This window comes from Xylophilus rhododendri, assembly GCF_009906855.1.
Classification (GTDB): domain Bacteria; phylum Pseudomonadota; class Gammaproteobacteria; order Burkholderiales; family Burkholderiaceae_C; genus Xylophilus; species Xylophilus rhododendri.
This window is the reverse complement of the sequence record NZ_CP047650.1, coordinates 1,055,164-1,081,216: the sequence shown is the minus strand read 5'-3', so window position 1 is coordinate 1,081,216 and position 26,053 is coordinate 1,055,164. Positions and strand designations below refer to the sequence as shown.

Sequence of the window (26,053 nt, the reverse complement as noted above, 5' to 3'; positions counted from 1 at the left end):
CTGCGGGGCCCGCCTGTTCGGCGTCCAGGCTCCTGGGCCTATGCTGCTCAGGCCACCCGGCCCAGCAGCAGGAACTCCATCAGCGCCTTCTGTGCATGCATGCGGTTCTCGGCCTCGTCCCAGACCACGGACTGCGGCCCGTCGATCACCTCGGCCTCGACTTCCTCGCCGCGATGCGCCGGCAGGCAATGCATGAAGAGGGCGTCCGGCTTGGCCACCGCCATCATGTCCAGATCCACGCACCAGTCGGCGAAGGCCTTCTTGCGCGCCTCGTTCTCGGCCTCGTAGCCCATGCTGGTCCACACATCGGTGGTCACCAGGTCGGCGCCGCGGCAGGCGTCCATCGGATCCTTGAAGACCTTGTAGCAGTCGGTGGACTTGACGCCCGCCACGACCGGATCGACCTCGTAGCCGCCCGGCGTGCTGATATGCACCGTGAAGCCCAGCAGCTCGGCCGCCTGCAGCCAGGTGTTGGCCATGTTGTTGCCGTCGCCCACCCAGGCCACCACCTTGCCCTGGATGGAGCCGCGGTGCTCGATGTAGGTGAAGACATCGGCCAGGATCTGGCAGGGATGGAACTCGTTGGTCAGCCCGTTGATCACCGGCACCCGCGAGTTGGCCGCGAAGGCGGCGATCTTTTCCTGCTCGTAGGTGCGGATCATCACCAGGTCGACCATGCGGCTGATCACCTTGGCGCTGTCGTCGATCGGCTCGGCGCGGCCCAACTGGCTGTCGCCGGTGGTCAGGTGGACCACGCTGCCGCCCAGCTGGTACATGCCGGCCTCGAAGCTCACCCGGGTGCGGGTGGAGGCCTTCTCGAAGATCATCGCGAGCGTGCGGTCGGCCAGCGGATGGTATTTCTCGTAGGCCTTGAACATGCGCTTGATCCGGGTCGCGCGCTCGAAGATCCAGGCGTAGTCGTCGGCGCTCAGGTCCTTGAATTGCAGGTAGTGGCGGATCGATGCGGTCATGGCTTTTTCTTCAAAACGCGATGCGGAAAAAATGCAAACGCCGTGGGGGTCCACGGCGCGGTCGTTCGTTCGGGGCAGTTCGGAGCAATGGCCAAGCTTAACTTGGCGCGCCGTCCTCCTGTCCTTCAGGCCAGGAAGTCCTTGAGCACCGGCAGCAGCAGGGCGATCAGCTCGTCGCACTCGGCCTCGGTGATGATCAGCGGCGGCACCAGGCGCACCACCGTGTCGGCCTGCACGCTCACCAGCAGGCCGGCCTGGGCCAGCTTCCACTGGATGTCGCCGCAGGAGCGGTCGAGCGCGATGCCCAGCATCAGGCCCTCGCCGCGCATCTCCACATAGCCGGGCACGCCGGCCAGGGCCTTTTCCAGCGACTGCTTGAGGTAGGCGCCCACCCTGGCGGCGTTCTCGACGATGCCGTCCTCTTCCATGATGCGGATGGTCTCCACGCCGGCCCGGGTGGCCAGCGGGTTGCCGCCGAAGGTCGAGCCGTGGTTGCCCGGCTGGAAGATGTTGGCCGCGCGCGGGCCGGCCACCACGGCGCCGATCGGCACGCCCGAGCCCAGGCCCTTGGCCAGCGGCATGACGTCGGGCTTGATGCCGGCCCACTGGTGGGCGAACCACTTGCCGGTGCGGCCCATGCCGCACTGCACCTCGTCGATCATCATCAGCCAGTCCTGCTGGTCGCACAGCTCGCGCACCTGGCGCAGGTATTCCCAGCGCATCGGCACGATGCCGGCCTCGCCCTGGATGGTTTCCAGGAAGACGGCGACCACGTTCGGATTGCCCACGGTGGCCTTTTTCAGCGCCTCGATGTCGTTGAGCGGCACGCGGATGAAACCCTCGGTCAGCGGCGCGAAGCCCTTCTGCACCTTCACATTGCCGGTGGCCGACAGGGTGGCGATGGAGCGGCCGTGGAAGGCGTTCTCATACACCACGATCTCCGGGCGCTCGATGCCCTTGTCGTGGCCGAACTTGCGCGCCAGCTTCAGCGCGCATTCGTTGGCTTCCAGGCCGGTGGAGCAGAAGAAGGCGTTTTCCAGGCCGGAGAGTTCGGCCAGCTTCTTGCCCAGCACTTCCTGGTTGGGCACGTGGTAGTAGTTGGAGCAGTGGATCAGCTGGGCGATCTGTTCCTGCAGGGCGGGCACCAGCTTGGGATGCGCATGGCCCAGGGTGTTGACGGCCACGCCGCCCAGCGCGTCGAGGTATTTGCGGCCCTCGGTGTCCCAGACCCAGATGCCTTTGCCGTGCGACATGGCGATCGGCAGGCGGCCGTAGGTGTTCATCACATGGGGCGATGCGGGCGCGGCGGTAGCGGTCATGCGGTCTCTCTCGGATGGGTGCGTTGGGCAGGGAAGGGGCGAATTCTAGGCGCGGCCCGCGACGGTTTCGTTGCCATTGGTGCATGGCTGCGATGCGGCGGGCGACGCAATGCCGTGACATATAAGGTCAAGCGGCAACGCTAGAATGCCGGACGGTCCTGGACCTGCCGACGATCTCGGCAGCCCGAGGGGCTGCTTGCTTCATACCCGATGGCCGCCTACACCAAAGAAGTCTTCATCCAGGGCGTCACAGCCGACGGCCGCACCTTTCGCCCCAGCGATTGGGCCGAACGCCTTGCAGGTGTCATGAGCTCGTTCCGTCCGGGCGGCCCGCGTCCCGGCAGCCACCTGGGCTATTCGCCCTGGTGCATCCCGACCAGCATCAACGGCGTGAAGTGCGTGGTGGTGCATCCCGACCTGCGCGACTACGACGCCATGGCCTGGGATTTCGTCATGAATTTCGCCCGCGACAACGGCCTGAAGGTCAGCCTGGCCAGCGCCCCGGCGGCCGAACAACCCGGCGCAAAGCCTTGAGCACGGCGGACCGCAGTCCGCGTTTCGTTCCCCCGAAGGGCTGCTGACGCCCACGAACGAGCAGCGCGCCATCCAGACCAGCGTGGCGCCCACGCTGCTGATCCAGGCCCGCGCCGGCGCCGCCAAGACCACCACCCTGGCCCTGCGCCTGGCCGAGGCCTGGTCGCGCGGCGCCGCGCCGGCCGACTGCCTGGTGCTGACCGCCACCGAGGCAGCCTGCGATGCCTTCCGCGAGGCGCTCGTCGCCGTCGGCATGCCCGGCGAGGCGGTGCAGCGTTTCCGCATCGAGACCTTCGAGAACTTCGCCGCGACCATCCTGCTGGGTCTGGAAGACGGTGCCAAGGTGCCGCGCAGGCTGGGCCCCGAGGAACTGCGCGAGACGGTCTGGCAGGCGGTGCGCCAGGTGGCCGAGCAGGAGGACGAACGCTGGCCCGAGGACATCGAATACCCGAGCGAGGGCGATTCGGTCTTCGTCGCCGAATTCCTGGACAACATGCTCTGGCTCAAGGGCACACTCAAGCTCCAGCTCGATGCGCCCGAAGGGGCTCTGACGCCCGACGATGCCCTGGAGATGGGCCAGCGCTACATGACGCTGCGCACCCTGCGCGCCTACGAGCGCCTGCGCGCCGGCGGCCATCCCGACCGGCCGGCCTTCCGCGGGCCGTTCGACGCCACCTACGACCTGGCGCGGCGCCTGCTGCTGGACCGCGAGGACGGCATCGCCACTCCCGCGCCCGGCTGGCCGGCGCGTCTGCGGGTGCTGCTGGTCGACGAGATGCACGACATGAACGAGGCGATGTACCAGGTGCTGCTGCATCTGCTCGCCGGGCGCAGCACCTTCTTCACCGGCGTGGGCGATGCCGACCAGGTGATCCATGCGGCGGCCGGCGCGGACGCCGCCTTCATGGACTGCCGCATCGACCGCGACACCCGCCGCAGCACCGAATTCCTGCCGCTGAGCGCGAGTTTCCGTTTCGGCCCCACGCTGGCGCGCGCGGCCGCGCGTTTCATCGACAAGCGGCTGGATGCGGGCGGCGAGACGGCCACCAAGCTCACGGTGGCGAGCTACACCGACGAGACCGATTGCGCCGCCCAGCTGCTCGATGCCCTCAAGGCCGGCCGCAAGGCCGCGCCGCGCAATGCCGCCGGCCTGGCGGTGCTGCTGCGGCACGACCACCATTCGATCGCCATCGAGAACGCCCTGGTGCACGGCGGCATCGCCTACCGCACCCGCGGCCTGGAGAGCTATCTGCTGCGCCCCGAGGTGCTGCTGGTGCGCTGCCTGCTGGCCATCGCCACCCGCGACTTCGCCAGCCTGGAGGGGCGCGACACCCTCTCGCGCCTGGTGCTGGCCTTCATGCTGTTCTGCGGCACGCGTTTCGACGAAGACCCCGAGCGGCCGGAAGCCGGCCAGGCGGTGCTGATGGCCGAGGCCCTGCGCGACTTCGCCGGCAATGCCGAGAACCTGCCGCTCTTCCTGCAGAACCATGTGCTGCGCAAGGCCGAGCCCGGCGTGGCGCGCCGCCTGCGCGCGGCCCTGGCCGTGGTGGCCGGCGCGGCGGATGGCGAGTCGGTGTTCGACCGCTTCCTGGATGCGCTCGACATGCCCTGGTTCATCGCCCAGGCCCTGGTGCGGCCGGAGCGCCGCGCGGGGGCGCTGCGGCACCTGGCCGGGCTGCGGGCCCTGGCCGCGCACTATCCCGATACCCGGTCCTTCTTCGGCCACCTCAACGAGACGGCGGTGCGCCAGGCCGGCATGAAACGCAGCGGTGCGATCACGCTGGCGAGCGCCGCGGCCGTCAAGGGGCTGGAGTTCCGCGAGGTGTTCCTGCCTTTCCTGGAGCAGGGCGAGTTCCCCTACGAGCAGGGCCGCAAGGCGGACGAGGCCAATCTCTTCTACGTGGCGATCACACGCGCCCGGCAGTCGCTGCGGCTCTTCGTGCATGCAGTGCGGCCCAGCGAATTCGTGGCGCAGGCAGGGCTGAAGCTGCCGGACTGAGTTTTCGATCGCCCACAAAAAAACCGCCCGAAGGCGGTTTTTCTGTTTTCGCGCAGCGCACCCAGTGCAAACGGCGGAAGGCTTTTTCTAGGAGCCTTCCGGGCTGGCCTGATGCTTGGTCTAAAAGCTCAGGCGGCGACGGCTTGTGCCAGGGCCTTGACCTTGGCGGCCAGGCGGCTCTTGTCGCGCGATGCCTTGTTCTTGTGGAAGATGCCCTTGTCGGCCACCGTGTCGACCACGCTCTGTGCGCGGGCGAAGGCTTCTGCAGCCTTGGTCTTGTCGCCAGCCAGAACAGCCTTTTCGACGTTCTTGACAGCGGTACGGTACTTGGAACGCAGGGAGGTGTTCGCTGCGTTGAGTTTGACGTCCTGGCGTGCGCGCTTGCGGCCAGACGCCAGACGGGGGTTCTTTTTCTTCGGCTTGGTTGCCATGATTGATATTCCTTAAATTGTTCGAGGATGTTGCGCGAAACCCAAGATTATAGCCCGGCCCGCGCGAGGCGCCTATCGCCCGGCCCACTACACTCCCGGCGGTGTCGCTATTCAAATCCGCCTCCACCGTCTCGCTGCTGACCCTGGCATCCCGCATCACCGGCCTGGCGCGCGAGCTGCTGATGGCCTCGGTGTTCGGTGTCTCGGCGATCACCGATGCCTTCAACGTCGCCTTCCGCATCCCCAATCTGTTTCGCCGCGTCTTCGGCGAAGGCGCCTTCAGCCAGGCCTTCGTGCCGGTACTGGCCGCCACGCGGGTGGAGCGGGGCGAGGAGGGCGCCCGGGCGCTGATCGACCATGTGGCCACGGTGCTGGCCTGGGTGCTGCTGCTGCTGTGCGTGGCGGGGGTGCTCGGTGCGCCGGCCATGGTCTGGCTGATGGCCAGCGGCCTGCAGCAGTCGCCCGAGGGTTATGGCGCGGCGGTCAACATGACCCGCTGGATGTTCCCCTACATCGGCTTCATGTCCATGGTGGCGCTGGCCGGCGGCATCCTCAACACCTGGAAGCGCTTCGCGGTGCCGGCCGCCTCGCCGGTGCTGCTGAACATGTGCCTGATCCTGTCCATCGTCTGGGGCGCGCCCTGGTTCGCCGGACATGGCATCGAGCCGATCTATGCGCAGTGCGTGGGGGTGATGGTGGGCGGCGTGCTGCAGCTGGCCTGGCAGGTGCCGGCGCTGCTGCGCCTGGGCCTGCTGCCGCGCATCGGCCTGACCTGGAAGGCGCTGCGCCATGCCTGGGCCGACCCGACCACCCGAGGCGTCGCCCGGCTGATGCTGCCGGCCCTGCTGGGGGTGAGCGTGGCCCAGCTCTCGCTGCTGATCAACACGCAGATCGCCTCGCACCTGGCGCCGGGCAGCGTCAGCTGGGTGGTGTATGCCGACCGGCTGATGGAGTTCCCGACCGCGCTGCTGGGCGTGGCGCTGGGCGTGGTGCTGATGCCGCAGCTGGCGGCGGCGCGCGCTGCCAAGGACGATGCGCGTTACTCCGACATGCTCGACTGGGGCCTGCGCATCGTGGTGGTGCTGTCGGTGCCCTGCGTGGTGGGCCTGCTGATCTTCGCCCGCCCGCTGGTGGCCGTGCTCTACCACTACGGCCGCTTCACCGAACACGACGTGCAGCAGACCACCCTCGCGCTCATGGGATACGGCTGCGGCCTGCTCGGCATCGTGGCGGTGAAGGTGCTGGCGCCGGGCTTCTATGCGCGGCACGACATGCGCACGCCGATGCGTATCGCCGTCTGCGTCCTCATCATCACGCAGCTGCTCAACTGGGTGCTGGTGCCGCATCTGCAGCATGCGGCGCTCACGCTGTCGATCGGCATCGGTGCGCTGATCAACGCACTCTGGCTGCTCACCGGACTGATCCGCCGCGGCTCCTACAAGCCGCGTCCGGGCTGGGGTCTCTACCTGCTGCAGGTGCTGGCGGCGAGCGCGCTGCTGGCCATCTTCCTGGTGTGGATGTCCAACCGCTTCGACTGGACCGGCATGCGCGCCGAGCCGGTGCAGCGGGTGCTGCTGCTGGCGGGCGTGATGCTGGCCTCCATGGCCATCTATTTCACCGCCGCCTGGCTGGCCGGCCTCAAGCTGCTGCGTCTGCTGCGCCGCTGAAAACCCCGCGTTCGCGCCACTTTTGCCCCTTGACGCTCGCGCGGCCATCCCGCCAGAATGGTCCATGGAAATAAGCTTTTCCGCCCCGACGCCCCTGGAGTACTTCGCCTCCCTGGTGGGCGACGACGAAGACATCCCCTTGTTCGAGGCCGCCGTCAGCCTCGCCCAGGACGAATACCCCGACCTGGATGTGCAGCAGGTGCTCGGCGATGTCGACCAGCTCCTCGCCCGCCTCAAGCGCCGCCTGCCGGCCGATGCACCCGCCCTGCAGCGCCTGCGCATCCTGAACCAGTTCTTCTTCAACGAACTCGGCTTCGGCGGCAACGTCAACAACTACTACGACCCCGACAACAGCTATCTCAACGCGGTGCTGCGCACCCGGCGCGGCATCCCGATCTCGCTGGCGGTGCTGTGGATGGAGCTGGCCCAGGGACTGTCGCTGCATGTGCGCGGCGTGGCTTTCCCCGGCCACTTCATGGTCAAGATCAACCTGCCCAAGGGCCAGGTGGTGATCGACCCCTTCAACGGACACTCGCTCTCGCGCGAGGAACTCACCGAACGGCTCGACCCCTTCAAGCGCCGCAGCGGCATGGTCGACGAGTTCGACGTGCCGCTCGGCCTCTACCTGCAGGCCGCCACGCCGCGCGAGATCCTGCTGCGCATGCTGCGCAACCTGAAGGAGATCCACCAATCCCAGCAGGACTGGCAGCGCCTGACCATGGTGATCGACCGCCTGCTGGTGATCGCCCCCGACGCCTGGGCCGACCTGCGCGACCGCGGTTTCGCGCTGGCCGAACAGGGCCGCACGGCCGAGGCGGTGCACGACCTGGAGGCCTATCTGGCGCATGCCGGCGATGCCCTCGATCTGGACCTGGTGGCCGAGCGCGTGGCCGAGCTGCGCAAGGTCAGCTGACAGCCGGCATAAAATCGGCGTTTTTCCGCCCTCCGATGGCGCCGCCGCCCACGGCACGGCGTCCAGCACTCTTCTCGAATCCATCCACCGATGCAGCAGATCGCGCTCGACATCGGCTTGCCGACTGTCCCCACGCTCGCCGGTTTCTGGCCCGGCAGCAATGCCGATGCCCTGTCCCATCTCCGCCTGTGGGCCGAGTCGGCCGGCATCGCCACGCGTGCGCCGGTGCCCACCTATCTCTGGGGCGAATCCGGCAGCGGCAAGACCCATCTGCTCAAGGCGGTGCAGGAGGCCCTGCATGCGCAGCGTTCCTTCTGCGGCTTCCTCAGCGCGCAGGACCGCGATCCGCCCGCCTTCGACGAACGCTGGGACTGCGTGCTGATGGACGACGTGCACCTGTACGACGCACGCCAGCAGCACGCCGCCTTCAACTGGTTCGTCAATGCCCTCACGCCCTCGGATGCCCGTCCGCGCTGGGTGGTCGCCGCCGGAGCCCTGCCGCCGGCCGACCTGCAGCTACGCGAGGACCTGCGCACCCGCCTGGGCTGGGGCCACATCTTCCATCTGCAGGTGCCGGGCGATGCCGAACGCCGCGCCGTGCTGCGCCAGGCCGCCGACGCGCGTGGCCTGTTCCTCGGCGATGATGTGATGGACTTCATGCTCAACCGCTTCAGCCGCGACCTCGGCAGCCTGATGGAGCTGCTGGAAAAGCTCGACAACTACGCGCTGCGCACCCAGCGCGCCCTCACGATTCCGCTGGTTCGCGCCATGCTCGAGTCCGAATGACCACCCCAGAACGACAACAACAAGACAAGACAGGCAAACCCCGCCTGGCCCTGTTCGACCTCGACCACACCCTGCTGCCGCTGGACTCCGACCACTCCTGGGGCGTGTTCACCACCCGCATCGGCTGGACCGATCCGGCGGAGTTCGAACGCCGCAACGACGAGTTCTTCGCCCAGTACCGCGCCGGCACACTCGACATCCACGACTACGTGCGTTTCGCCACCGACGCGGTGCGCCAGCGCGGCGCCGCGGCGGCGGAGGCCGCGCACCGCCAGTTCATGGACGAGGTGATCCGCCCCGCCATGCTGCCGGCCGCGCTCGACCTGGTGGAGGGCCACCGCGCCGCCGGCGACCGCCTGGTCATCGTCACCGCCACCAATGCCTTCGTCACCCGGCCGATCGCCGACGCGCTGGGCATAGACGAGCTGATCGCCGTCGACCTGGTGCGCGGCGACGACGGCTGGATCACCGGCGCCATCGCCGGCATCCCCTCGGCCCGCGAGGGCAAGGTCGACCGCATGGAAGCCTGGCTGGCCCGCCACGGCTGGACCTGGGACGACGTGCACACCACCTTCTACAGCGACTCCCTCAACGACCTGGCCCTGCTGGAGCGGGTGGACCATCCCGTGGCCACCAACCCCGATGCCCGCCTGCGCGCCCTGGCGCAGGAACGCGGCTGGCCCATCCTCGACCTCTTTGCGCACCACGCCGCCTGACCTGGCTTTCACATGATCAAGAAATTCATCGACAAGCTGCTCGGCAAGTCCGCTGGCGCCGCTGCATCCAAGCCCAACTTCGGCAAGCGCACCGAGGTGCCGCCCTCGGTCCACAAGATCGACCCCACCCTGGTCGACCGGCGTGCGGTGGACGTGGTGCGCACCCTGCAGGAAGCCGGCTTCGAAGCCTATGTGGTGGGCGGCGCGGTGCGCGACCTGCTGCTGGGCCTGCGGCCCAAGGACTTCGACGTGGCCACCACCGCCACGCCCGAACAGGTCAAGAGCCTGTTCCGCCGCGCCTTCATCATCGGCCGGCGTTTCCGCATCGTGCACGTGGTGTATGGCCGCGGTCGTGAGCACGAGGTGATCGAGGTCTCGACCTTCCGCGCCTACATGGACAACGCCGCCGCCGAACAGGTCGCCGGCAACGAGCGCACCAGCAAGAGCGAACTCGCCGGCATGACCCATGCGGTCGATTCCTCCGGCCGGGTGCTGCGCGACAACGTCTGGGGCCCGCAGGACGAGGACGCCACCCGCCGCGACTTCACCGTCAACGCCATGTACTACGACCCGCAGTCGCAGATCGTGGTCGATTACCACGGCGGCATGAAGGACGCCCAGAAACGCACCCTGCGCATGATCGGCGACCCGGCCACCCGTTACCGCGAAGACCCGGTGCGCATCATCCGCGCCGTGCGTTTCGCGGCCAAGCTGAGCGCCCTGGGTTTCTCCATCGACCCCAAGACGGCCGCGCCCCTGGTCGCCTCGCAGGCCCTGCTGGCCGATGTGCCGCAGAGCCGCATGTTCGACGAGATGCTGAAGCTGCTGCAGACCGGCCACTCCATCGCCAGCATCGAGCAGCTGAGGAAGCTCGGCCTGGCCAAGGGCATCTATCCCCTGCTCGACATCGTGGTACAGCATGCCGACGAGCCCTTCATCAAGGCCGCGCTGCTCGATACCGACCGGCGCGTGGGCGAGGGCAAGCCGGTGGCGCCGTCCTTCCTGCTCGCCGCCGTGCTGTGGGAGGACGTGCGCAAGTCCTGGCAGCGCCGCACCGAGAAGGAGCGGGCGCACACCGTGCCGGCGCTGCACGAGGCGATCGACGAGATCTTCGACAAACGCATCGGCGAAGTCTCCGGCCGCGGCAAGCTGGCCGCCGACATGCGCGAGATCTGGGTGATGCAGCCGCGTTTCGAGAAACGCACCGGCAGCGCCGCCTTCGGCCTGGCCGAGCAGCCGCGTTTCCGCGCCGGCTTCGATTTCATGCGCCTGCGCGCCGACATCGGCGAGGTGGACGAAGCCCTGGCCGACTGGTGGCAGGAATTCAGCACCGCCGACGACCTGCGCCGCCAGGACATGGTCGACCAGGTGCGCGACGAGCAACGCAGCCGCCCGCGCAGCGCCCCGCGCGCCGCCGATGCTGGTGAAGCCGCGCCGGCCGCCGCCCAGCCGCGCCGCACCCGTGCCCCGCGCGCCGCCGCGCCCGCTGGCGATGCCGCCGAGCAGCCCGCCGCCCCGCGCAAGCCCGCCCGCGACAGCGCCGGCCAGGACCCCGACGCGCCGCAGCAGGACGCATCGCAGGACGAGCCCGAGCTGCCCGAAGGCGAAGCCGCACCCAAGAAGCGCCGCCGCCGCCGCAAGCCCACCGGCCCGCGTGCCGCCGGCCCGGCCACCGAAGGCGGGCAGGGCGGTGGCGACGCCGCCTGAACACGCTCCGGCGCCCACGATTGCCTATATCGGCATAGGCGCCAACCTCGGCGATGCGCGCGCCGCCGTGCGCGGCGCCTTCGAGGCCATCGCGCAGCTTCCGGCCACCAGCCTGGTGCGCCGCTCCTGCCTCTACCGCAGCGCGCCGGTGGGCACCGAGGGACCGGACTATCTCAACGCCGTGGCCGCCATCGCCACCGGCCTGGCGCCACTGGATTTACTGGCCGCCCTGCAGAACATGGAAAACGCGGCCGGTCGCACCCGGCCCTTCCGCTGGGCGCCGCGCACGCTCGACCTCGATCTGCTGCTCTACGGCGATGCGCATATCGACCTGCCCCAGCTGACCGTGCCCCACCCGCGCATGTGGGAGCGCGCCTTCGTGCTGTATCCGCTGGCCGAAATCGCACCGCAGCTGGTGCCCGCTGCCGCGCTGGCGGCCACGGCTGGGCAAGCCGTCGAACGCCTCGCCGACGCCTGATCAGGTTAGCGGCCGCACCGGGCCGTTCGGACCCATCGTTGCGGCGCGGATCAGCTCCGACCACCCCGCGCGGCACATAAATTGCACGCCTGTCGGCGCTTGCCTACGCGGTGACAACGGTTTTTCTGTCGGTCGTGTGTTGCATTGCAACAGACACTTTGAACTCGTCGAACCGACGGACCTTTTCAGAGACTGAGCCACCCATGAACGTGCGCGCCGCCACCGACGCCAACTCCGTACCCCTGCTGCGCAGGACCCTGGTACAGACGCCGGCGCCAGCCCTGCATGCGGCGCCGCATCACCGTGTGTTCGAGGCGCTGGGCGCGCACCTCGACACCCGCGACGGCAAGGCGGGCACGGCGTTTTGCGTCTGGGCGCCGAATGCCCGGCAGGTGGATGTGGTCGGCGACTTCAACGGCTGGTCCGGCCAGCCCATGCATTCGCACAACGACGGCTCCGGCCGCTGGAGCGCCTTCATCCCCGGCGCCGCCGAAGGCAACTGCTACAAATACCGCATCACGCCTCAGCAGGGCATGGCCTTCGAGAAGGCCGACCCGGTGGCCTTCGCCGCCGAACTCCCGCCGCGCACCGCCTCGCGCATCGCCTCCCTCGAATACCGCTGGAACGACGGCGACTGGATGGCGGCCCGCGCCCGCCGCCAGGCCATGGACCAGCCCATGTCGGTCTACGAAGTGCACCTGGGCTCCTGGCAGCGTGCCGAGGACGGCAGCTTCCTCGACTACCGCGAGATCGGCCACCGCCTGGCCGCCCACTGCGAAGCCATGGGTTTCACCCACGTCGAGCTGATGCCGGTGGCCGAGCATCCCTTCTACGGCTCCTGGGGCTACCAGATCACCGGCTACTTCGCCCCCAGCAGCCGCTACGGCTCGCCGCAGGACCTCATGTGCCTGGTCGATACCCTGCACCAGCGCGGTTTCGGTGTGCTGCTGGACTGGGTGCCATCGCACTTCCCCTCGGACGCCCACAGCCTGGGCGCCTTCGACGGCACCCACCTCTACGAACACGCCGATCCGCGCCTGGGCTTCCATCCCCAGTGGAATAGCCTGATCTTCAACTACGGCCGCTACGAGGTGCGCGACTTCCTGATCGCCAACGCCCTGTTCTGGCTGCAGTACTACCACTTCGACGGCCTGCGGGTGGACGCGGTCGCCTCCATGCTCTACCTGGACTTCGCCCGGGAAGACGGCCAGTGGCTGCCCAACGAACACGGCGGCAACGAGAACCTGCCGGCGGTGGCCTTCATGCGCGAGCTGAACACCGCCGTCTACCGCGCCTTCCCGGACATCCACATGATCGCGGAGGAGTCCTCCAGCTGGGCCAATGTGTCCCGCCCGATCGAGATGGGCGGCCTGGGCTTCGGCATGAAGTGGAACATGGGCTGGATGAACGACACGCTGCGCTACGTCGAGCGTCCGCACTTCTACCGCGAGTACCACCAGGACGAGCTGAAGTTCTCCTTCTGGTATGCCTTCAACGAGAACTTCATGCTGCCGCTCTCGCACGACGAGGTGGTCTACGGCAAGGGCAGCCTGTTCGAGAAACAACCCGGCGACGACTGGCAGCGCGCCGCCGGCCTGCGCAACCTCTTCGGCTTCATGTGGGGCCATCCCGGCAAGAAGATGCTCTTCATGGGCGGCGAATTCGGCCAGGTGCAGGAATGGCACCACGAACGCACGCTGGACTGGCATCTGTGGGCCCAGCCCCAGCACGCCGGCATCGCCCGCTGGGTGGCCGACCTGAACCGCGCCTACCGCGGCCTGCCGGCGCTGCACCGCCACGATTTCGACGCCAAGGGCTTCTCCTGGGCCAGCCTGGAACACGAGCAGCGCACCGTGCTGGCCTTCTGGCGCCACGCCGGCCATGCCGACGGCAATGTGCTGGTGCTCTGCAACTTCACCGCCGCCCCCATCGAGGGCCTGCGCATCGGCGTGAAGGGCGAGGGCCACTGGCGCGAAGTGCTCAACAGCGATGCCAGCGTCTACGGCGGCAGCGGCATGGGCAACCTCGGCAACGTCTGGGCCGAGCCCCAGCCCTGCGGCGGCTGCAGCCACCGGCTCACGGTCACCCTGCCGCCGCTGGCGGTGGTGTTCCTGTCGGACCGCCCGATTCCCGCCTCGCACTGAATCCCTTCCTCCCGTGATTTCAACCTTCTGCTGTACCTACTTCGGAGACGGCCATGCCCAGTAACAAGAATGTTCTCGCTTTCGTGATGGCCGGTGGTGAAGGCTCGCGCCTGCACCCCCTCACGGCCGACCGCTGCAAGCCGGCGGTTCCCTTCAACGGCAAGCACCGGGTCGTCGACTTCGTGCTGTCCAACCTGATCAACTCGGAGATCTTCTCGATCTACCTGCTGGTGCAGTACAAGAGCCAGTCGCTCATCGAGCATGTGCGCACCGCCTGGACCCTGCCGCGTTTCGGCCCCGACCACTTCGTGACCGTGGTGCCGCCGCAGATGCGCAACGGCCCCGAGTGGTTCCAGGGCACGGCCGACTCGGTCTACCAGAACATCCACCTGATCGAGAACTTCCAGCCGGACTACGTCTGCGTCTTCGGCGCCGACCACATCTACCGCATGGACGTGCGCCAGATGCTGGACTTCCACAAGCAGACCGGCGCCGACGTCAGCGTGGCCACGCTGCCGGTCACCCTGTCCGACGCCAGCCAGTTCGGCGTGGTCGAGATCGATGCCGACCACCGCATCACCGACTTCAAGGAAAAGCCCAAGTCGGCCCTGCCTATGCCCGGCAGCGAAACTCATGCCCTGGCCTCCATGGGCAACTACATTTTCAAGGCCGACATCCTGCTGGCCGCGCTGAAGAAGGCCCACGAGACCGGCGAGAGCGACTTCGGCAAACACATCCTGCCGGCCATGGTGCAGAGCCACAAACTGGTGGCCTACGACTTCGCCACCAACGAGATCCCCGGCGTCGCGCCCTTCGAGGAACACGCCTACTGGCGCGACGTGGGCACCATCGATGCCTACTTCGACGCCCACTTCGACACGCTAGGCGCTGCTCCCAAGTTCCGCATGACCAACCGCCAGTGGCCGATCTATGCCAGCCACGATCCGTCCGAATCGGCGCAGATCGAGGCCGGCGCGATCAACCGCTCGGTGGTCGGCTCCGGCTGCATCGTCGACGGCGCCGTGCTCGACCACGCCATGCTGCGCCGCGCCGTCACGGTGCACCGCGATGCCAAGCTGCAGCACTGCATCGTGATGGAGCGCTCGGTGATCGGCAACGGTGCGCAGATCCGCCGCGCCATCATCGACCAGGACAACCACATCCCGCCGGGCGAGAAGATCGGCTTCGACCTGGAAAGCGACCGCCAGCGATTCCACGTCACCGAAAGCGGCATCGTCGTGGTGCCGGCCGGTTATTTCTCCTCCGTGTCGCAGCTGTCATCGCCCAAGCTGACCGCCGACCCGGTACCCAACAGCGAAGTCGCCGCCATGCGCCAGCCGGCGGCCTCGGCCAGCGGCGCGGCGCCTGCCGCCGCACCCATGAAAGTTTCGGCCGAGGCCCCCGTATGAGCGCACAGATGCCAGAAACCCAGCAAGACAGTTCCTTCCTTCCCTTTTCCCGAGCCGAACGCGGCAGCGCGGTGCGCCTGGGGGCGCACTGGGACGGCCACGGCACCAATTTCGCGATCCACTCGGTTCCGGCCGAGAAGATCGAGCTCTGCCTCTACGCCGAAGACGGCGCGACCGAACTGGCCCGCGTCGAGATGGCCGACCGCACCGGCGACACCTGGCATGTCTACCTGCGCGACTGCAAGCCCGGCACCCGCTACGGCTACCGCGTCCACGGCGCCTACCAGCCGGAGGAGGGCAATCGCTTCAATCCGAACAAGCTGCTGATCGACCCGTACGCCCGCGCGCTCGACCGCCCGGTGATCGGCAACCCGTCCCAGTACGCCTATGTGCTCGACGCCGAGGACCAGGACCTGGTCATCGACGAAACCGACAACGGCCAGGACATGCCCAAGTGCGTCGTCGTGGACGACCGCTTCGACTGGGGCGACGACAAGCGCCCGGCCGTGCCCTGGCACGAAACCATCTTCTACGAGGTCCACGTCAAGGGCTTCACCCAGCAGCAGCCCGAGATCGGCGAGCATGTGCGCGGCCGCTACGCCGGCATGGCCTCCGACACCGCCGTGGCCCACTTCAAGCGCCTGGGCGTGACTTCGGTGGAACTGCTGCCGGTGCATGCCTTCGTGGACGACGAACGCCTGGTGCAGGAGAACCTCAGCAATTACTGGGGCTACAACACCATCGGCTTCTTCGCGCCCGAGCCGCGCTACGGCATGGAAGGCAACGACCCGCAGGCCACCATCGACGAGTTCAAGGGCATGGTCAAGGCACTGCACGCCCAGGGCATCGAGGTGATCCTGGACGTGGTCTACAACCACACGGCCGAAGGCAACCACCTGGGCCCGACGCTGTCCTTCAAGGGCATAGACCATGCCGGCTACTACCGCCTGAGCCCCGAGGACCGCCGCTTCTGCGTGGACTACACCGGCACCGGCAACACTCTCGACAGCAGCAGCCCCGCCGTGCTGCGTCTGATGATGGACAGCCTGCGCTACTGGGTCGAGGAGATGCATGTCGACGGCTTCCGTTTCGACCTGGCCTCCACCCTGGCCCGCGGCGCCAACGATTTCGACCAGCGCTCGGCCTTCTTCTCGGTGATCCAGCAGGATCCCGTGCTGGCCCAGGTCAAGCTGATCGCCGAGCCCTGGGACGTGGGCCCGACCGGCTACCAGGTCGGCGGCTTCCCGGCGCCGTTCGCCGAATGGAACGGCAAGTACCGCGACGCGGTGCGCGACTTCTGGCGCGGCGAGGACGGCGCTCTGCCCGAGTTCTCGGCCCGCATCTGCGGCTCGGCCGATGTCTTCGGCTGGTCGCGCCGCGGCCCGGGCGCCAGCGTCAACGTGGTCACGGTGCACGACGGCTTCACCCTGCAGGACTGGGTCAGCTACAACGAGAAGCACAACGAGGCCAACCACGAGGACAACCGCGACGGCGAAAGCCACAACCGCAGCTGGAACTGCGGCGCCGAGGGCGAGACGGACGACGCGGACATCCTCGTCCTGCGCGAACGCCAGAAGCGCAACATGCTCACCACGCTCTTCGTCTCGCAAGGCGTGCCGCTGCTGCTGGGCGGCGACGAGATGTCGCGCACCCAGGGCGGCAACAACAACGGCTACTGCCAGGACAGCCCGATCAGCTGGTACGACTGGAGCGAGGAGCGCGGCAACGATCCGCTGATCGCCTTCGTGCGCCGGCTCACCTCCTTTCGCAAGTCGCAACCGGTGCTGCGCCGCACCCGCTTTCTTTCGGGCGTGGCCGACGACACCGGCCGGCGCGACATCGGCTGGTACAGCGTCTGGGGCCAGGAAATGACCCAGGAGGAATGGGACACACCGGAAGTCCGCCTGGTCGCCGCGCTGCTCGACGGCTGCCGCACCGGCGAAGTCGCCGAGGACGGCGGCGAGGTGATGGGCGACTCGGTGCTGCTGCTGATCAACGCCTCGCACGAAGACGCCACCTTCACCGTGCCCGAGAGCGCCGCCGCCCCGGCGGCTGGACACCGCGCATCGACACCGCCACGCCCGACGGTCAGCCGGTCAGCGCCGAGGCGGGCGAGGACGAGGAGCCGGTGGCCGACATCACGCCCTGGCATGCGGGCGAGCAGCATCTGCTGCCGGCGCATTCCATGATGGTGCTGACCCAGCCCGGCCACCCTTGAGGCCGAGCGCGGCAGCCGTGGCGTCTGCCGTTCCATTCTTTTGTTTGCGCAAGACCGCGCGCCTGGGCCTCACGAGCCAGGCCGCGGCGGCTTGCCGCGCCCGGGCGGGACGCGAATTCTCAGGAGTGTGTCGATGAATGAAGTCCTGGCCGCCAGCGCCCCGGAGCTGTCCGAATCCGTCAAGGCCTCCCATGCCTGGGGCATGCTCTTCGGCGCCGAACTGCAGCCCGAAGGCGGCGTGCGTTTCCGCCTGTGGGCGCCCCAGGCCCGCAGCGCCGAACTGCTGCTCTGGCAGGGCGGCAAGCCACAGCCCCATGCCACCGAGAAGCATGACAAGGGCTGGTACGAGGCCATCGTGCGGCAGGCCGGCGCCGGCACCCGCTACCAGTGGCGCATCGACGGCGAAACCGACGTGCCCGACCCCGCCTCCCGCTTCAACCCCGAAGGCCCGCACCAGCCCAGCATGGTGGTCGACCCGGGCAGCTTCGCCTGGGACACCGGCTGGCGCGGCCGCGCCTGGGCCGAGGCGGTGATCTACGAGATGCACATCGGCACCTTCACGCCCGAAGGCACTTACGCCGCCGCCGAGGCGCGGCTGCAGGCGCTGGCCGATACCGGCATCACCGCCATCGAGCTGATGCCGCTGTCTGATTTTCCCGGCCGCTTCGGCTGGGGCTACGACGGCGTGCTGCCCTATGCGCCGCATGCGGCCTACGGCAGCCCGGACGAACTCAAGCATTTCATCCAGGCGGCGCACCGGCTGGGCCTGATGGTCTTCCTCGACGTGGTCTACAACCACTTCGGCCCGGACGGCAACTACCTGGGCCTGTACGCGCCGCAGTTCTTCTCGCAGGTGCACACCAACCCCTGGGGCAACTCGCTGAACTTCGACCGCGAGGGCAGCGAGACGGTGCGCGCCTTCTTCGTGCAGAACGCCCTCTACTGGCTGCAGGAATACCGCTTCGACGGCCTGCGCTTGGACGCCATCCACGCCATCGTGGACGACAGCGCGCTCGACGTGATCGACGAACTGGCCCTGCAGGTGCACAAGGCGATCACCGACCGCCATGTGCACCTGGTGCTGGAGAACGAGAACAACGGCTGGCAGCGCCTGCCCGAGGGCGGCCGCTACGACGCCCAGTGGAACGACGACTTCCACCACGTGATGTACGTGGCGCTGACCGGCGACAAGGCCGGCTACTACCACGACTTCGGCGAGAAACCGGTGGCGCTGCTGGCCCGCTCCCTCACCCATGGCTTTCTGTGGCAGGGCTCCAAGCGCAGCGCCGAAGGCGCCCGCCTGGACCTGAAGGAGGCACCGGCCCAGCCCCTGGGCGCCATGGTCAACTTCCTCAACAACCACGACCAGAGCGGCAACCGCGCCTTCGGCGAACGCTTCGATGCCCTGGTGCCGGCCGCCGCCATCCCGCTGGCCACCGCGATGACGCTGCTCTCGCCCGCCATCCCCATGCTGTTCGCCGGCGAGGAATACGGCGCCGAGACACCCTTCCTGTATTTCGCCGACTGGGAAGGCGAGTTGCGCCAGGCGGTGGTCGAAGGCCGGCTGCGCGACTTCGGCCACTTCGCCCAGCGCGCCGACGGCAGCACCGGCGAGCCGCCGCCGCCCTGCGACGCCAGCACCTTCGAAGCCGCCAGGCTCGACTGGGAGCATGCCTTCAGCGAACGGGGCGGCGTCCGGCGCGGCTTCGTGCGCCAGGCCCTGGCCGCGCGCCGGCAGTATTTCGTGCCGCGGCTGGACCGCCTGATCCTGGGCGCCCATGTGGCGCACATGGTGGACGAACGCAGCTTCGTGCTGCGCTGGCGCTATCAGGACGCCCAGACCATCGAGCTGCAGGCCCGCCTGGCCGACACCCCCATGGCCGCGCCCGCGGCCGACGCCCTGCCCTGGAAGCCGCTGGTGGACACCCGCACCGTCTTCCAGGTCGGCGAGATCGGCGACGATGCCTGGCAGCCCTGGTCCGGGCGCTGGACCTTCGGCCGCGAAACCGGCTGATCAAAACAAGACCCAAGGAACGAAGCCGTGAGCGACTCCAACCCAGCCGACCAGCAAACCCCCGTGGGCAGCACAGACGACAGCGGGGCGCTGCGTGCGCTGGCCGGACAGGTCGGCCTGGCCGCGAGCTACCACGACTTCTTCGGCGCCACCCGCGAGGTGCCCGACGCCACCCTGCGTAATGCCCTGCATGCCATGGGCATTCCGGCGGCCGACGACGAACAGGTGCATGCCTCGCTCTCCTCGCATGACGCATCGGCCGAGCAGCAATCCCTGCCGCCGGTGGTGGTGCTGCGCGAAGGCGCGCCCGAACACGGCGTGGTGCTGACCCGCGGCACGCCGGACGGCAGCCTGTGGCGCCTGACCCTGGAAGACGGCACGGTGCAGGAGCTGCGCAGCCATATCGGCGGCAACGGCAAGCCCTACGCGGTGCTGCCGCCCGGCCTGCCGCTGGGCTACCACCGGCTGGAAACGGCCAGCCAGGAGGAGGGCGGCTACTGCGCCGTCATCGTCACCCCGGTGCGCTGCTGGATCCCGCCGGCCCTGCAGACCGGCGAGCGCTGGTGGGGCCCCTGCGTGCAGCTCTATGCGCTGCGCTCGGTGCGCAACTGGGGCATAGGCGACTTCAGCGACCTGCGGGTGCTGGTGGATGCCATGGCCCAGCAGGGCGCCTCCTTCGTCGGCCTGAACCCGCTGCATGCGCTCTTCCCGCACCGGCCGGACGTGGCCAGCCCCTACAGCCCGTCGAGCCGCAACATGCTCAACCCGGTCTACCTCGACGTGGAGGCCGTGCCCGAATACCACGAATGCGACGGCGTGCGCCGCCTGGTCGACAGCGAGGACTTCCAGCGCCGCCTGCAGCAGTTGCGCGCCACCGAGATGGTGGACTACGCCCAGGTGGCCGCCCACAAGATGGCGGTGCTGGAAATGCTGTGGGCGCATTTCCGCGAGCGCCACCTGGCGACCGGCAGCACCCGCGGCGAAGCCTTCAATGCCTTCCTGGCCGAACGCGGCCAGGGCCTGCGCAGCCATGCCTTGTTCGAGGCCCTGCAGGCCCATTTCTACGCCCAGGACCCCACCACCTGGGGCTGGCCGGCCTGGCCCGAGGCTTACCGTTCGCCGCAGTCCGAAGCCGTGGCCGCCTTCGCGCAGGACAACGAGGAACGCGTCGGCTACTACGCCTGGCTGCAATGGCTGTGCGAGCTGCAGGTGCAGGGCGTGCAGCAGCGCGCCCGCTCGGTCGGCATGGGCCTGGGCCTCTACCGCGACCTGGCGGTGGGCGTGAACGAGGGCGGCTCGGAGACCTGGAACGAACCCGCCTCCTACGCGCTCGGCATGCATGTGGGCGCGCCGCCGGATGCGCTGAACGCTCTGGGCCAGAACTGGGGCCTGCCGCCGCTCAACCCCAGCCGCCTGATGGCCGGCCGCTACCAGCCCTTCATCGAGACCCTGCGCGCCAATATGCGCAACGCCGGCGCGCTGCGGCTGGACCATGTGATGGGCTTGATGCGCCTGTTCTGGATCTCGCCGGCCGGCGGCTCCTATGTGAGTTACCCGCTCGACGACCTGCTGGGCGTGCTGGCGCTGGAGAGCCACCGCCACCGCTGCATGGTGATCGGCGAGGACCTGGGCAACGTCGCGCCGCGCATGCGCGAGGCGATGCACGAACGCGCCTTGCTGTCCTACCGCCCGCTGTTCTTCGAACGCGGCGGCGACGGCTCCTTCCGTCCCCCGCAGGAATGGCCGCAGGAGGCGCTTGCCGTGGTCAGCACCCACGACCTGCCCACGCTGCGCGGCTTCTGGAGCGGCGAGGACATCGAGCTGCAGGCCCGCCTCAAGCTCTATCCCGATGCCGAGGTGCATGCCCAGCAGGTGCTGTCGCGCTCCGGCGACCGGGTGCAGCTGCTGCTGGCGCTGGACCGCGAGAACCTGCTGCCGCCCGGCGTCACCGTGCACACCACCTCGCTGCCGGAGAGCACACCCGCCTTCGCCGACGCGGTCTATGCCTTCCTGGCGCGCACGCCCTCGCTGCTGGTGGGTGTGCAGCTCGAAGACATCACCCAGCAGCTGATGCAGGTCAACGTGCCCGGCACCGGGGAAGACGTCTATCCCAACTGGCGCCGCAAGCTCTCGGTGGAGGTGGACGACCTGGCCGCCGATCCGCGCATGCTCTCGGTGGCCGCCGTGCTGCGCGCCCGCCGCTCCGGCCCCGCGCCGCGCGCGCTGCTGGCGCAGAACGAACTGCCGGGGCTGGACACGGCCCGGGTGCCGGTCTCCACCTACCGGGTGCAGTTCCATGCCGGCTTCACCTTCGAGCAGGCCACCGCCGTCGTGCCCTATCTGCACGCCATGGGCATCAGCCATCTCTACGCCTCGCCCTACCTGCGGGCGCGCGCCGGCAGCACGCACGGCTACGACATCGTGGACCACAACGCCCTCAACCCCGAGGTGGGCGACGAGGAACAGTTCGACCGCATGTGCCAGACCCTGCGGGAGCACGGCATGCGCCAGATGCTGGACATCGTGCCCAACCACATGGGTGTGCTCGAAGCCGACAACGCCTGGTGGCTCGACGTGCTGGAGAACGGCCCGGCGGCGGTGCACGCCAGCTTCTTCGACATCGAATGGGAACCCGCCGCGCCCGAGATGGCCGGCCGGGTGCTGCTGCCGGTGCTGGGCGACCACTACGGCCGGGTGCTGGAGGCGGGTGAATTGAAGCTGGTCTTCGAGCCCACGGCCGGCGAATTCTGGCTGCACTACTTCGACCACCGTTTCCCGCTCGATCCGCGCGACTACCCGCGCATCTTCGAAGCCCTGCCGATGCCGCCGCCGCTCAACGAAGAGCAGCGCGACGGCCAGGCCGTGGTGCAGTCGCTGCTGCATGCCTTCGGCAACCTGCCGCCGCGCGACGACCTGAGCGATGCCTGCCGCGAGGCGCGCGAGCGCGACCGGCCGCTGCACAAACGCTCGCTGGCCCGGCTGGCGCAGCGCCAGGGCTGGCTGGAAGTGTGGATCCAGGCCTGCCTGAAGATCCTCAACGGCAATCCCGAGAACCCCGAGAGCTTCAACGCCCTCGACGCCCTGGTGCGCCGCCAGGCCTACCGCCTGGCCTACTGGCGGGTGGCGGGCGACGACATCAACTACCGCCGCTTCTTCGACGTCAACACCCTGGCCGGCATGCGTATGGAGCGCGACGAGGTCTTCGAGGCCACGCACCGCCGCATCCTGCGCTGGCTGCGCAGCGACCGTGTCTCGGCCCTGCGCATCGACCATCCCGACGGCCTGTCCGACCCGCGCGAATACTTCGAGCGCCTGCAGGGCCGCTACGCCGCCCAGGCCGACACCGCCGGCCGCCAGCGCCGCGCGCTCTACCTGGTGGTGGAGAAGATCCTCGACATCGACGAGGCCATGCCCGACGAATGGCCGGTGCACGGCGGCACCGGCTACCGCTTCTCGGCCATGGTCAACGGCCTGTTCGTGGACGGCGCCAACGAGGGCGCCTTCGACAGCCTCTACCGCGACTTCAGCGGCGAATACCAGCGCTTCGGCGACATCCTCTACGAGGCCAAGCTGCATGTGATCGAGAACGGGCTGTCCAGCGAACTCGGCTGGCTCACCGAAACCCTCTACCGCATCACCCGCAGCGACCGCCGCACCTGCGACTTCACCCGCAACCGCCTGAGCCATGCGTTGATGGTGGTGGCCGCCTGCCACCCGGTCTACCGCACCTATATCCGGGCGCAAGATTGCACGGTCAGCGCCGCCGACCGGGCGGTGATCGACCGCGCCTGCAATGCCGCGCGCCGCCGCAGCGAGGGCGAGGAACTCACCGTGATCGAGCACCTGCGCCAGCTGCTGCTGGGCGCCTGCGACATCGAGGGCACGGCGCGCCGCGCGGCGGTGATGCGTTTCATCGCCCGCTGGCAGCAGTTCACCGCGCCGGTCACCGCCAAGGCGATGGAGGACACCGCCTTCTACCGCTACAACCGCCTGGTCTCGCTCAACGACGTGGGCGGCGACCCGCGGCGCTTCGGCACCTCCGTCGCGCATTTCCACGCCGTCAATGCCGACGATTCGGAGCACCGGCCGCACTGGCTGCTGGGCACCTCCACCCACGACAGCAAGCGCTCGGAAGACCTGCGCACCCGGCTCGACGTGCTCTCCGAGATCCCCGACGCCTGGGGCGCCGCCATCGAACGCTGGAGCGGCCATGCCGAATCGCTGCATGCGGTGGTGGACGGCGCCCCGGCGCCCAGCCGCAACGACGAATACCTGCTCTGGCAGACCCTGGTCGGCGCCTGGCCGCTGGTCGGCCTGACCGAGGACAGCACCGAGGACCTGAGAAAACGTGTCCAGGCCTATATGCAGAAGGCGGTGCGCGAGGCCAAGCTGCGCACCAGCTGGCTCAACCCCAACGAGGCCTACGAGAAGGCGCTCTCCGCCTTCATCGACGGCGTGCTCGACCGGGAGGCAAGCGCCGCGCTGCTGGCCGACATCGGCGGCTTCGTGGACCACATCGCGCCCTATGGCTGCTGCAACAGCCTGTCCCTGGTGGCGCTGAAGATGACCTCGCCCGGCGTGCCCGACCTCTACCACGGCTGCGAGCAATGGAACTTCAGCCTGGTCGATCCGGACAACCGGCGGCCGGTGGACTTCGGCCGGCTGCAGTCCACCCTGGAGCAGCTGCAGGCGCTCTACGCCGCCGGCTTCCCCAGCCAGGCGCAGTGGCAGGAGCTGCGCCACGGCTGCACCGACGGCCGCATCAAGCACCTGGTGAGCTGGCGGCTGCTGCAGCTGCGCCAGGCGCATCCGGAGGTCTTCCGCAACGGCGGCTACCGCTCGCTGCCGGCCGAAGGGCCGCATGCCGGCCGGCTGGTGAGTTTCGTGCGGGGGGAGGGCGATGCGGCGGTGCTCACCGTGGCCTCGCGCCTGCTGCGCGGCCTGACCGATCAGCTGCCGCCGGAGCCCGCGGCCATGGCCGAACGCTGGCAGGGCACTTCGATGCAGGTGCCGACGCCGGCCGGCGGCTGGGTCGACTGGTTCACCGGCGCGCCCGCGCCGGTGACGCCGATCGGCCCCGGCGGCGCCAGCCTGGACGTGGGCCAGGCGCTGGCGCTGCTGCCGATCGCGGTGTTCGTGCCCGCCTCCTGGATCACGCAGGCATGAGGTGACAGCCGACGCCATCCATGCCCGGCTGCGGGCATGATGGTTGCTCACCATGCCGCAGCCCCGCCGCTCTCGATGAAGATACTTTTCGCCACTCCCGAATTCGCCCCCTGGATCAAGACCGGCGGCCTGGGTGACGTCAGCGGGGCATTGCCAGCCGCGCTCAGCGCCCTCGGCCACGACGTCCATGTGCTCATCCCCGCCTACGACCGCTTCGCCACGCTGACCGACCGGCATGCGGTGCTCGACTGGCCCGCCGCCGACGGCTGGCCGGCGGCGCGGCTCACGGCGGTGGAGCAGCCCGGCGGCGTCACCCTGCTGCTGCTGGAATGCCCGGAGCTGTTCGGCCATGGCGGCGGCCCCTATGTGGACAGCCGCGGCAACGACCATCCCAACAACGCCCGGCGCTTCGGCTTCCTGGCTTGGGTGGCGGCGCGGCTGGCCGGGCCCGATTCGCCCTGGCAGGCCTGGCAGCCCGACATCCTGCACTGCCACGACTGGACGGTGGGCATGGCCCCCTTCTACCTGTGGCTGGCCGCGCAGCGCACCGGCCAGCCGGTGGCCGCCAGCGTGATGACGGTGCACAACCTGGCCTTCCAGGGCCTGTTCCCGATGTGGGACGCCGACATGCTGCAGGTGCCCTACGAGTGGCGCGGCGCCCAGGGCGTGGAGTACTGGGGGCAGCTGTCGATGCTCAAGGCGGGGCTCTCTTTCGCCGATGCCGTCACCACCGTCAGCCCCACCTATGCCCGCGAGATCCAGACCGAGGCCCTGGGCATGGGCCTGCAGGGCGTGCTGCAGGCGCGGGCCAGCCGCCTGCACGGCATCCTGAACGGCGTGGACACCGATATCTGGAACCCCGCCACCGACACCCTGCTGCCGCAGAACTACAGCCCCGCCAGCATGGGCGGCAAGGCCGTCTGCAAGGCCGCGCTGCAGCGCGAGTTCGGCCTGACCGAGCGGCCCGATGTGCTGCTGCTGGCCCTGGTCGGCCGGCTGACGCCGCAAAAAGGCATCGACCTGGTGGTGGAGGCCCTGCCCTGGATCGTGGAGCAGGGCACCCAACTGGTGGTGCTGGGCCAGGGCGACCAGGCGCTGCAGCAGGCGCTGACCGCCGCCGCGCTGGCCCATCCGCAGCAGGTGAGCATCAACATCGGTTTCTCGGAAAGCCAGGCCCACCGCATCGAGGCCGGCGCCGACGCCTTCCTGATGCCCTCGCGTTTCGAGCCCTGCGGCCTGAACCAGATGTACAGCCAGCTCTACGGCACGGTGCCGCTGGTGCATGCCACCGGCGGCCTGGCCGATTCGGTGGTCGACCTGACCGCCGGCGTGGACCGCGCCACCGGCGTGGTCATGCCGCAGGCCACGCCCGGCGCGCTGCTGCTGGGGCTGGAGCGTCTGCGCTCGGCCTTCGCCGACAAACGCATCTGGCAGGCGCTGCAGCACAACGGCATGCGCGGCGGCTTCGGCTGGCAGGACAGCGCCCGGGCCTACGACGCCCTCTACCGCAACCTGCGGCCCCAGATCGGCGCATCGGACACCTGAATTCGTGCGGGTTTGAATCCGCGCGCCAGTTTGGGG

Annotated in this window: 17 protein-coding genes; 14 read left to right on the top strand and 3 right to left on the bottom strand. The window is 68.9% G+C overall.

All coding sequences use genetic code 11. The features are described from left to right. Positions 1-47: 47 nt before the first annotated feature. Both argF and GT347_RS04850 read right to left on the bottom strand, forming a co-directional pair. Positions 48-971, bottom strand: a complete 924-nt coding sequence (argF, locus tag GT347_RS04855; protein ID WP_160550888.1) for an ornithine carbamoyltransferase — start codon at positions 969-971, stop codon at positions 48-50. 125 nt (positions 972-1,096) lie between these two features. After that, positions 1,097-2,290 carry an aspartate aminotransferase family protein gene (locus tag GT347_RS04850; RefSeq protein WP_160550887.1) on the bottom strand — a complete coding sequence of 398 codons (1,194 nt, stop codon included), beginning with the start codon at positions 2,288-2,290 and terminating at the stop codon, positions 1,097-1,099. Positions 2,291-2,500: 210 nt separating this feature from the next. Between GT347_RS04850 and GT347_RS04845 the strand changes: the two genes are divergently transcribed. Together GT347_RS04845 and GT347_RS04840 are read left to right on the top strand one after the other, a co-directional pair. Continuing rightward, positions 2,501-2,824 carry a DUF3579 domain-containing protein gene (locus tag GT347_RS04845; RefSeq protein ID WP_160550886.1) on the top strand — a complete coding sequence of 108 codons (324 nt, stop codon included), beginning with the start codon at positions 2,501-2,503 and terminating at the stop codon, positions 2,822-2,824. Between the two features lie 82 nt (positions 2,825-2,906). Then, on the top strand, positions 2,907-4,823 hold the full coding sequence (locus GT347_RS04840; RefSeq protein ID WP_160550885.1) for a 3'-5' exonuclease: 1,917 nt from the start codon (positions 2,907-2,909) through the stop codon (positions 4,821-4,823). A gap of 128 nt (positions 4,824-4,951) precedes the next feature. On the opposite strand, the gene rpsT is transcribed toward GT347_RS04840, so the two are convergent. Next, positions 4,952-5,257: a 30S ribosomal protein S20 gene (gene rpsT / locus GT347_RS04835; protein WP_160555223.1), complete on the bottom strand. Its 306-nt coding sequence runs from the start codon at positions 5,255-5,257 to the stop codon at positions 4,952-4,954. A gap of 98 nt (positions 5,258-5,355) precedes the next feature. On the opposite strand from rpsT, the gene murJ reads away from it, so the two are divergent. The 12 genes from murJ (at position 5,356) to glgA (ending at position 26,017) form a co-directional block, all read left to right on the top strand. Next, positions 5,356-6,921 (top strand): murein biosynthesis integral membrane protein MurJ, encoded by a 1,566-nt coding sequence (gene murJ / locus GT347_RS04830; protein WP_160550884.1) that lies wholly within the window; start codon positions 5,356-5,358, stop codon positions 6,919-6,921. A gap of 64 nt (positions 6,922-6,985) precedes the next feature. Further along, positions 6,986-7,834 carry a SirB1 family protein gene (locus GT347_RS04825; protein ID WP_160550883.1) on the top strand — a complete coding sequence of 283 codons (849 nt, stop codon included), beginning with the start codon at positions 6,986-6,988 and terminating at the stop codon, positions 7,832-7,834. Positions 7,835-7,924: 90 nt separating this feature from the next. Further along, a complete protein-coding gene (gene hda / locus GT347_RS04820; protein ID WP_160550882.1) occupies positions 7,925-8,620 on the top strand; it encodes a DnaA regulatory inactivator Hda in 696 nt (231 codons plus the stop codon). Next, positions 8,617-9,336, top strand: a complete 720-nt coding sequence (locus tag GT347_RS04815) for a histidinol-phosphatase (RefSeq protein ID WP_160550881.1) — start codon at positions 8,617-8,619, stop codon at positions 9,334-9,336. The genes hda and GT347_RS04815 overlap by 4 nt, the downstream gene beginning before the upstream one ends. A gap of 12 nt (positions 9,337-9,348) precedes the next feature. Further along, positions 9,349-11,043: a polynucleotide adenylyltransferase PcnB gene (pcnB, locus tag GT347_RS04810; RefSeq protein WP_160550880.1), complete on the top strand. Its 1,695-nt coding sequence runs from the start codon at positions 9,349-9,351 to the stop codon at positions 11,041-11,043. Further along, positions 11,027-11,521, top strand: coding sequence for a 2-amino-4-hydroxy-6-hydroxymethyldihydropteridine diphosphokinase (gene folK / locus GT347_RS04805; RefSeq protein ID WP_160550879.1), 495 nt, complete (start codon positions 11,027-11,029; stop codon positions 11,519-11,521). The genes pcnB and folK overlap by 17 nt, the downstream gene beginning before the upstream one ends. 203 nt (positions 11,522-11,724) lie before the next feature. Continuing rightward, entirely contained in the window at positions 11,725-13,665 is a 1,941-nt protein-coding gene (gene glgB / locus GT347_RS04800) for a 1,4-alpha-glucan branching protein GlgB (protein WP_160550878.1), read from the top strand. A 53-nt stretch (positions 13,666-13,718) separates the two neighbouring features. After that, the gene (gene glgC, locus GT347_RS04795; RefSeq protein WP_160550877.1) at positions 13,719-15,074 is read left to right on the top strand and encodes a glucose-1-phosphate adenylyltransferase; all 1,356 of its coding nucleotides are present in this window, start codon (positions 13,719-13,721) and stop codon (positions 15,072-15,074) included. An 8-nt stretch (positions 15,075-15,082) separates the two neighbouring features. Then, entirely contained in the window at positions 15,083-17,263 is a 2,181-nt protein-coding gene (gene glgX / locus GT347_RS04790) for a glycogen debranching protein GlgX (RefSeq protein ID WP_160550876.1), read from the top strand. A gap of 162 nt (positions 17,264-17,425) precedes the next feature. Then, positions 17,426-19,306, top strand: coding sequence for a malto-oligosyltrehalose trehalohydrolase (gene treZ / locus GT347_RS04785; protein WP_160550875.1), 1,881 nt, complete (start codon positions 17,426-17,428; stop codon positions 19,304-19,306). A gap of 27 nt (positions 19,307-19,333) precedes the next feature. Continuing rightward, positions 19,334-24,472, top strand: a complete 5,139-nt coding sequence (locus GT347_RS04780) for a malto-oligosyltrehalose synthase (RefSeq protein ID WP_160550874.1) — start codon at positions 19,334-19,336, stop codon at positions 24,470-24,472. A 75-nt stretch (positions 24,473-24,547) separates the two neighbouring features. Continuing rightward, positions 24,548-26,017, top strand: a complete 1,470-nt coding sequence (gene glgA, locus GT347_RS04775; protein WP_160550873.1) for a glycogen synthase GlgA — start codon at positions 24,548-24,550, stop codon at positions 26,015-26,017. Positions 26,018-26,053 lie beyond the last annotated feature (36 nt).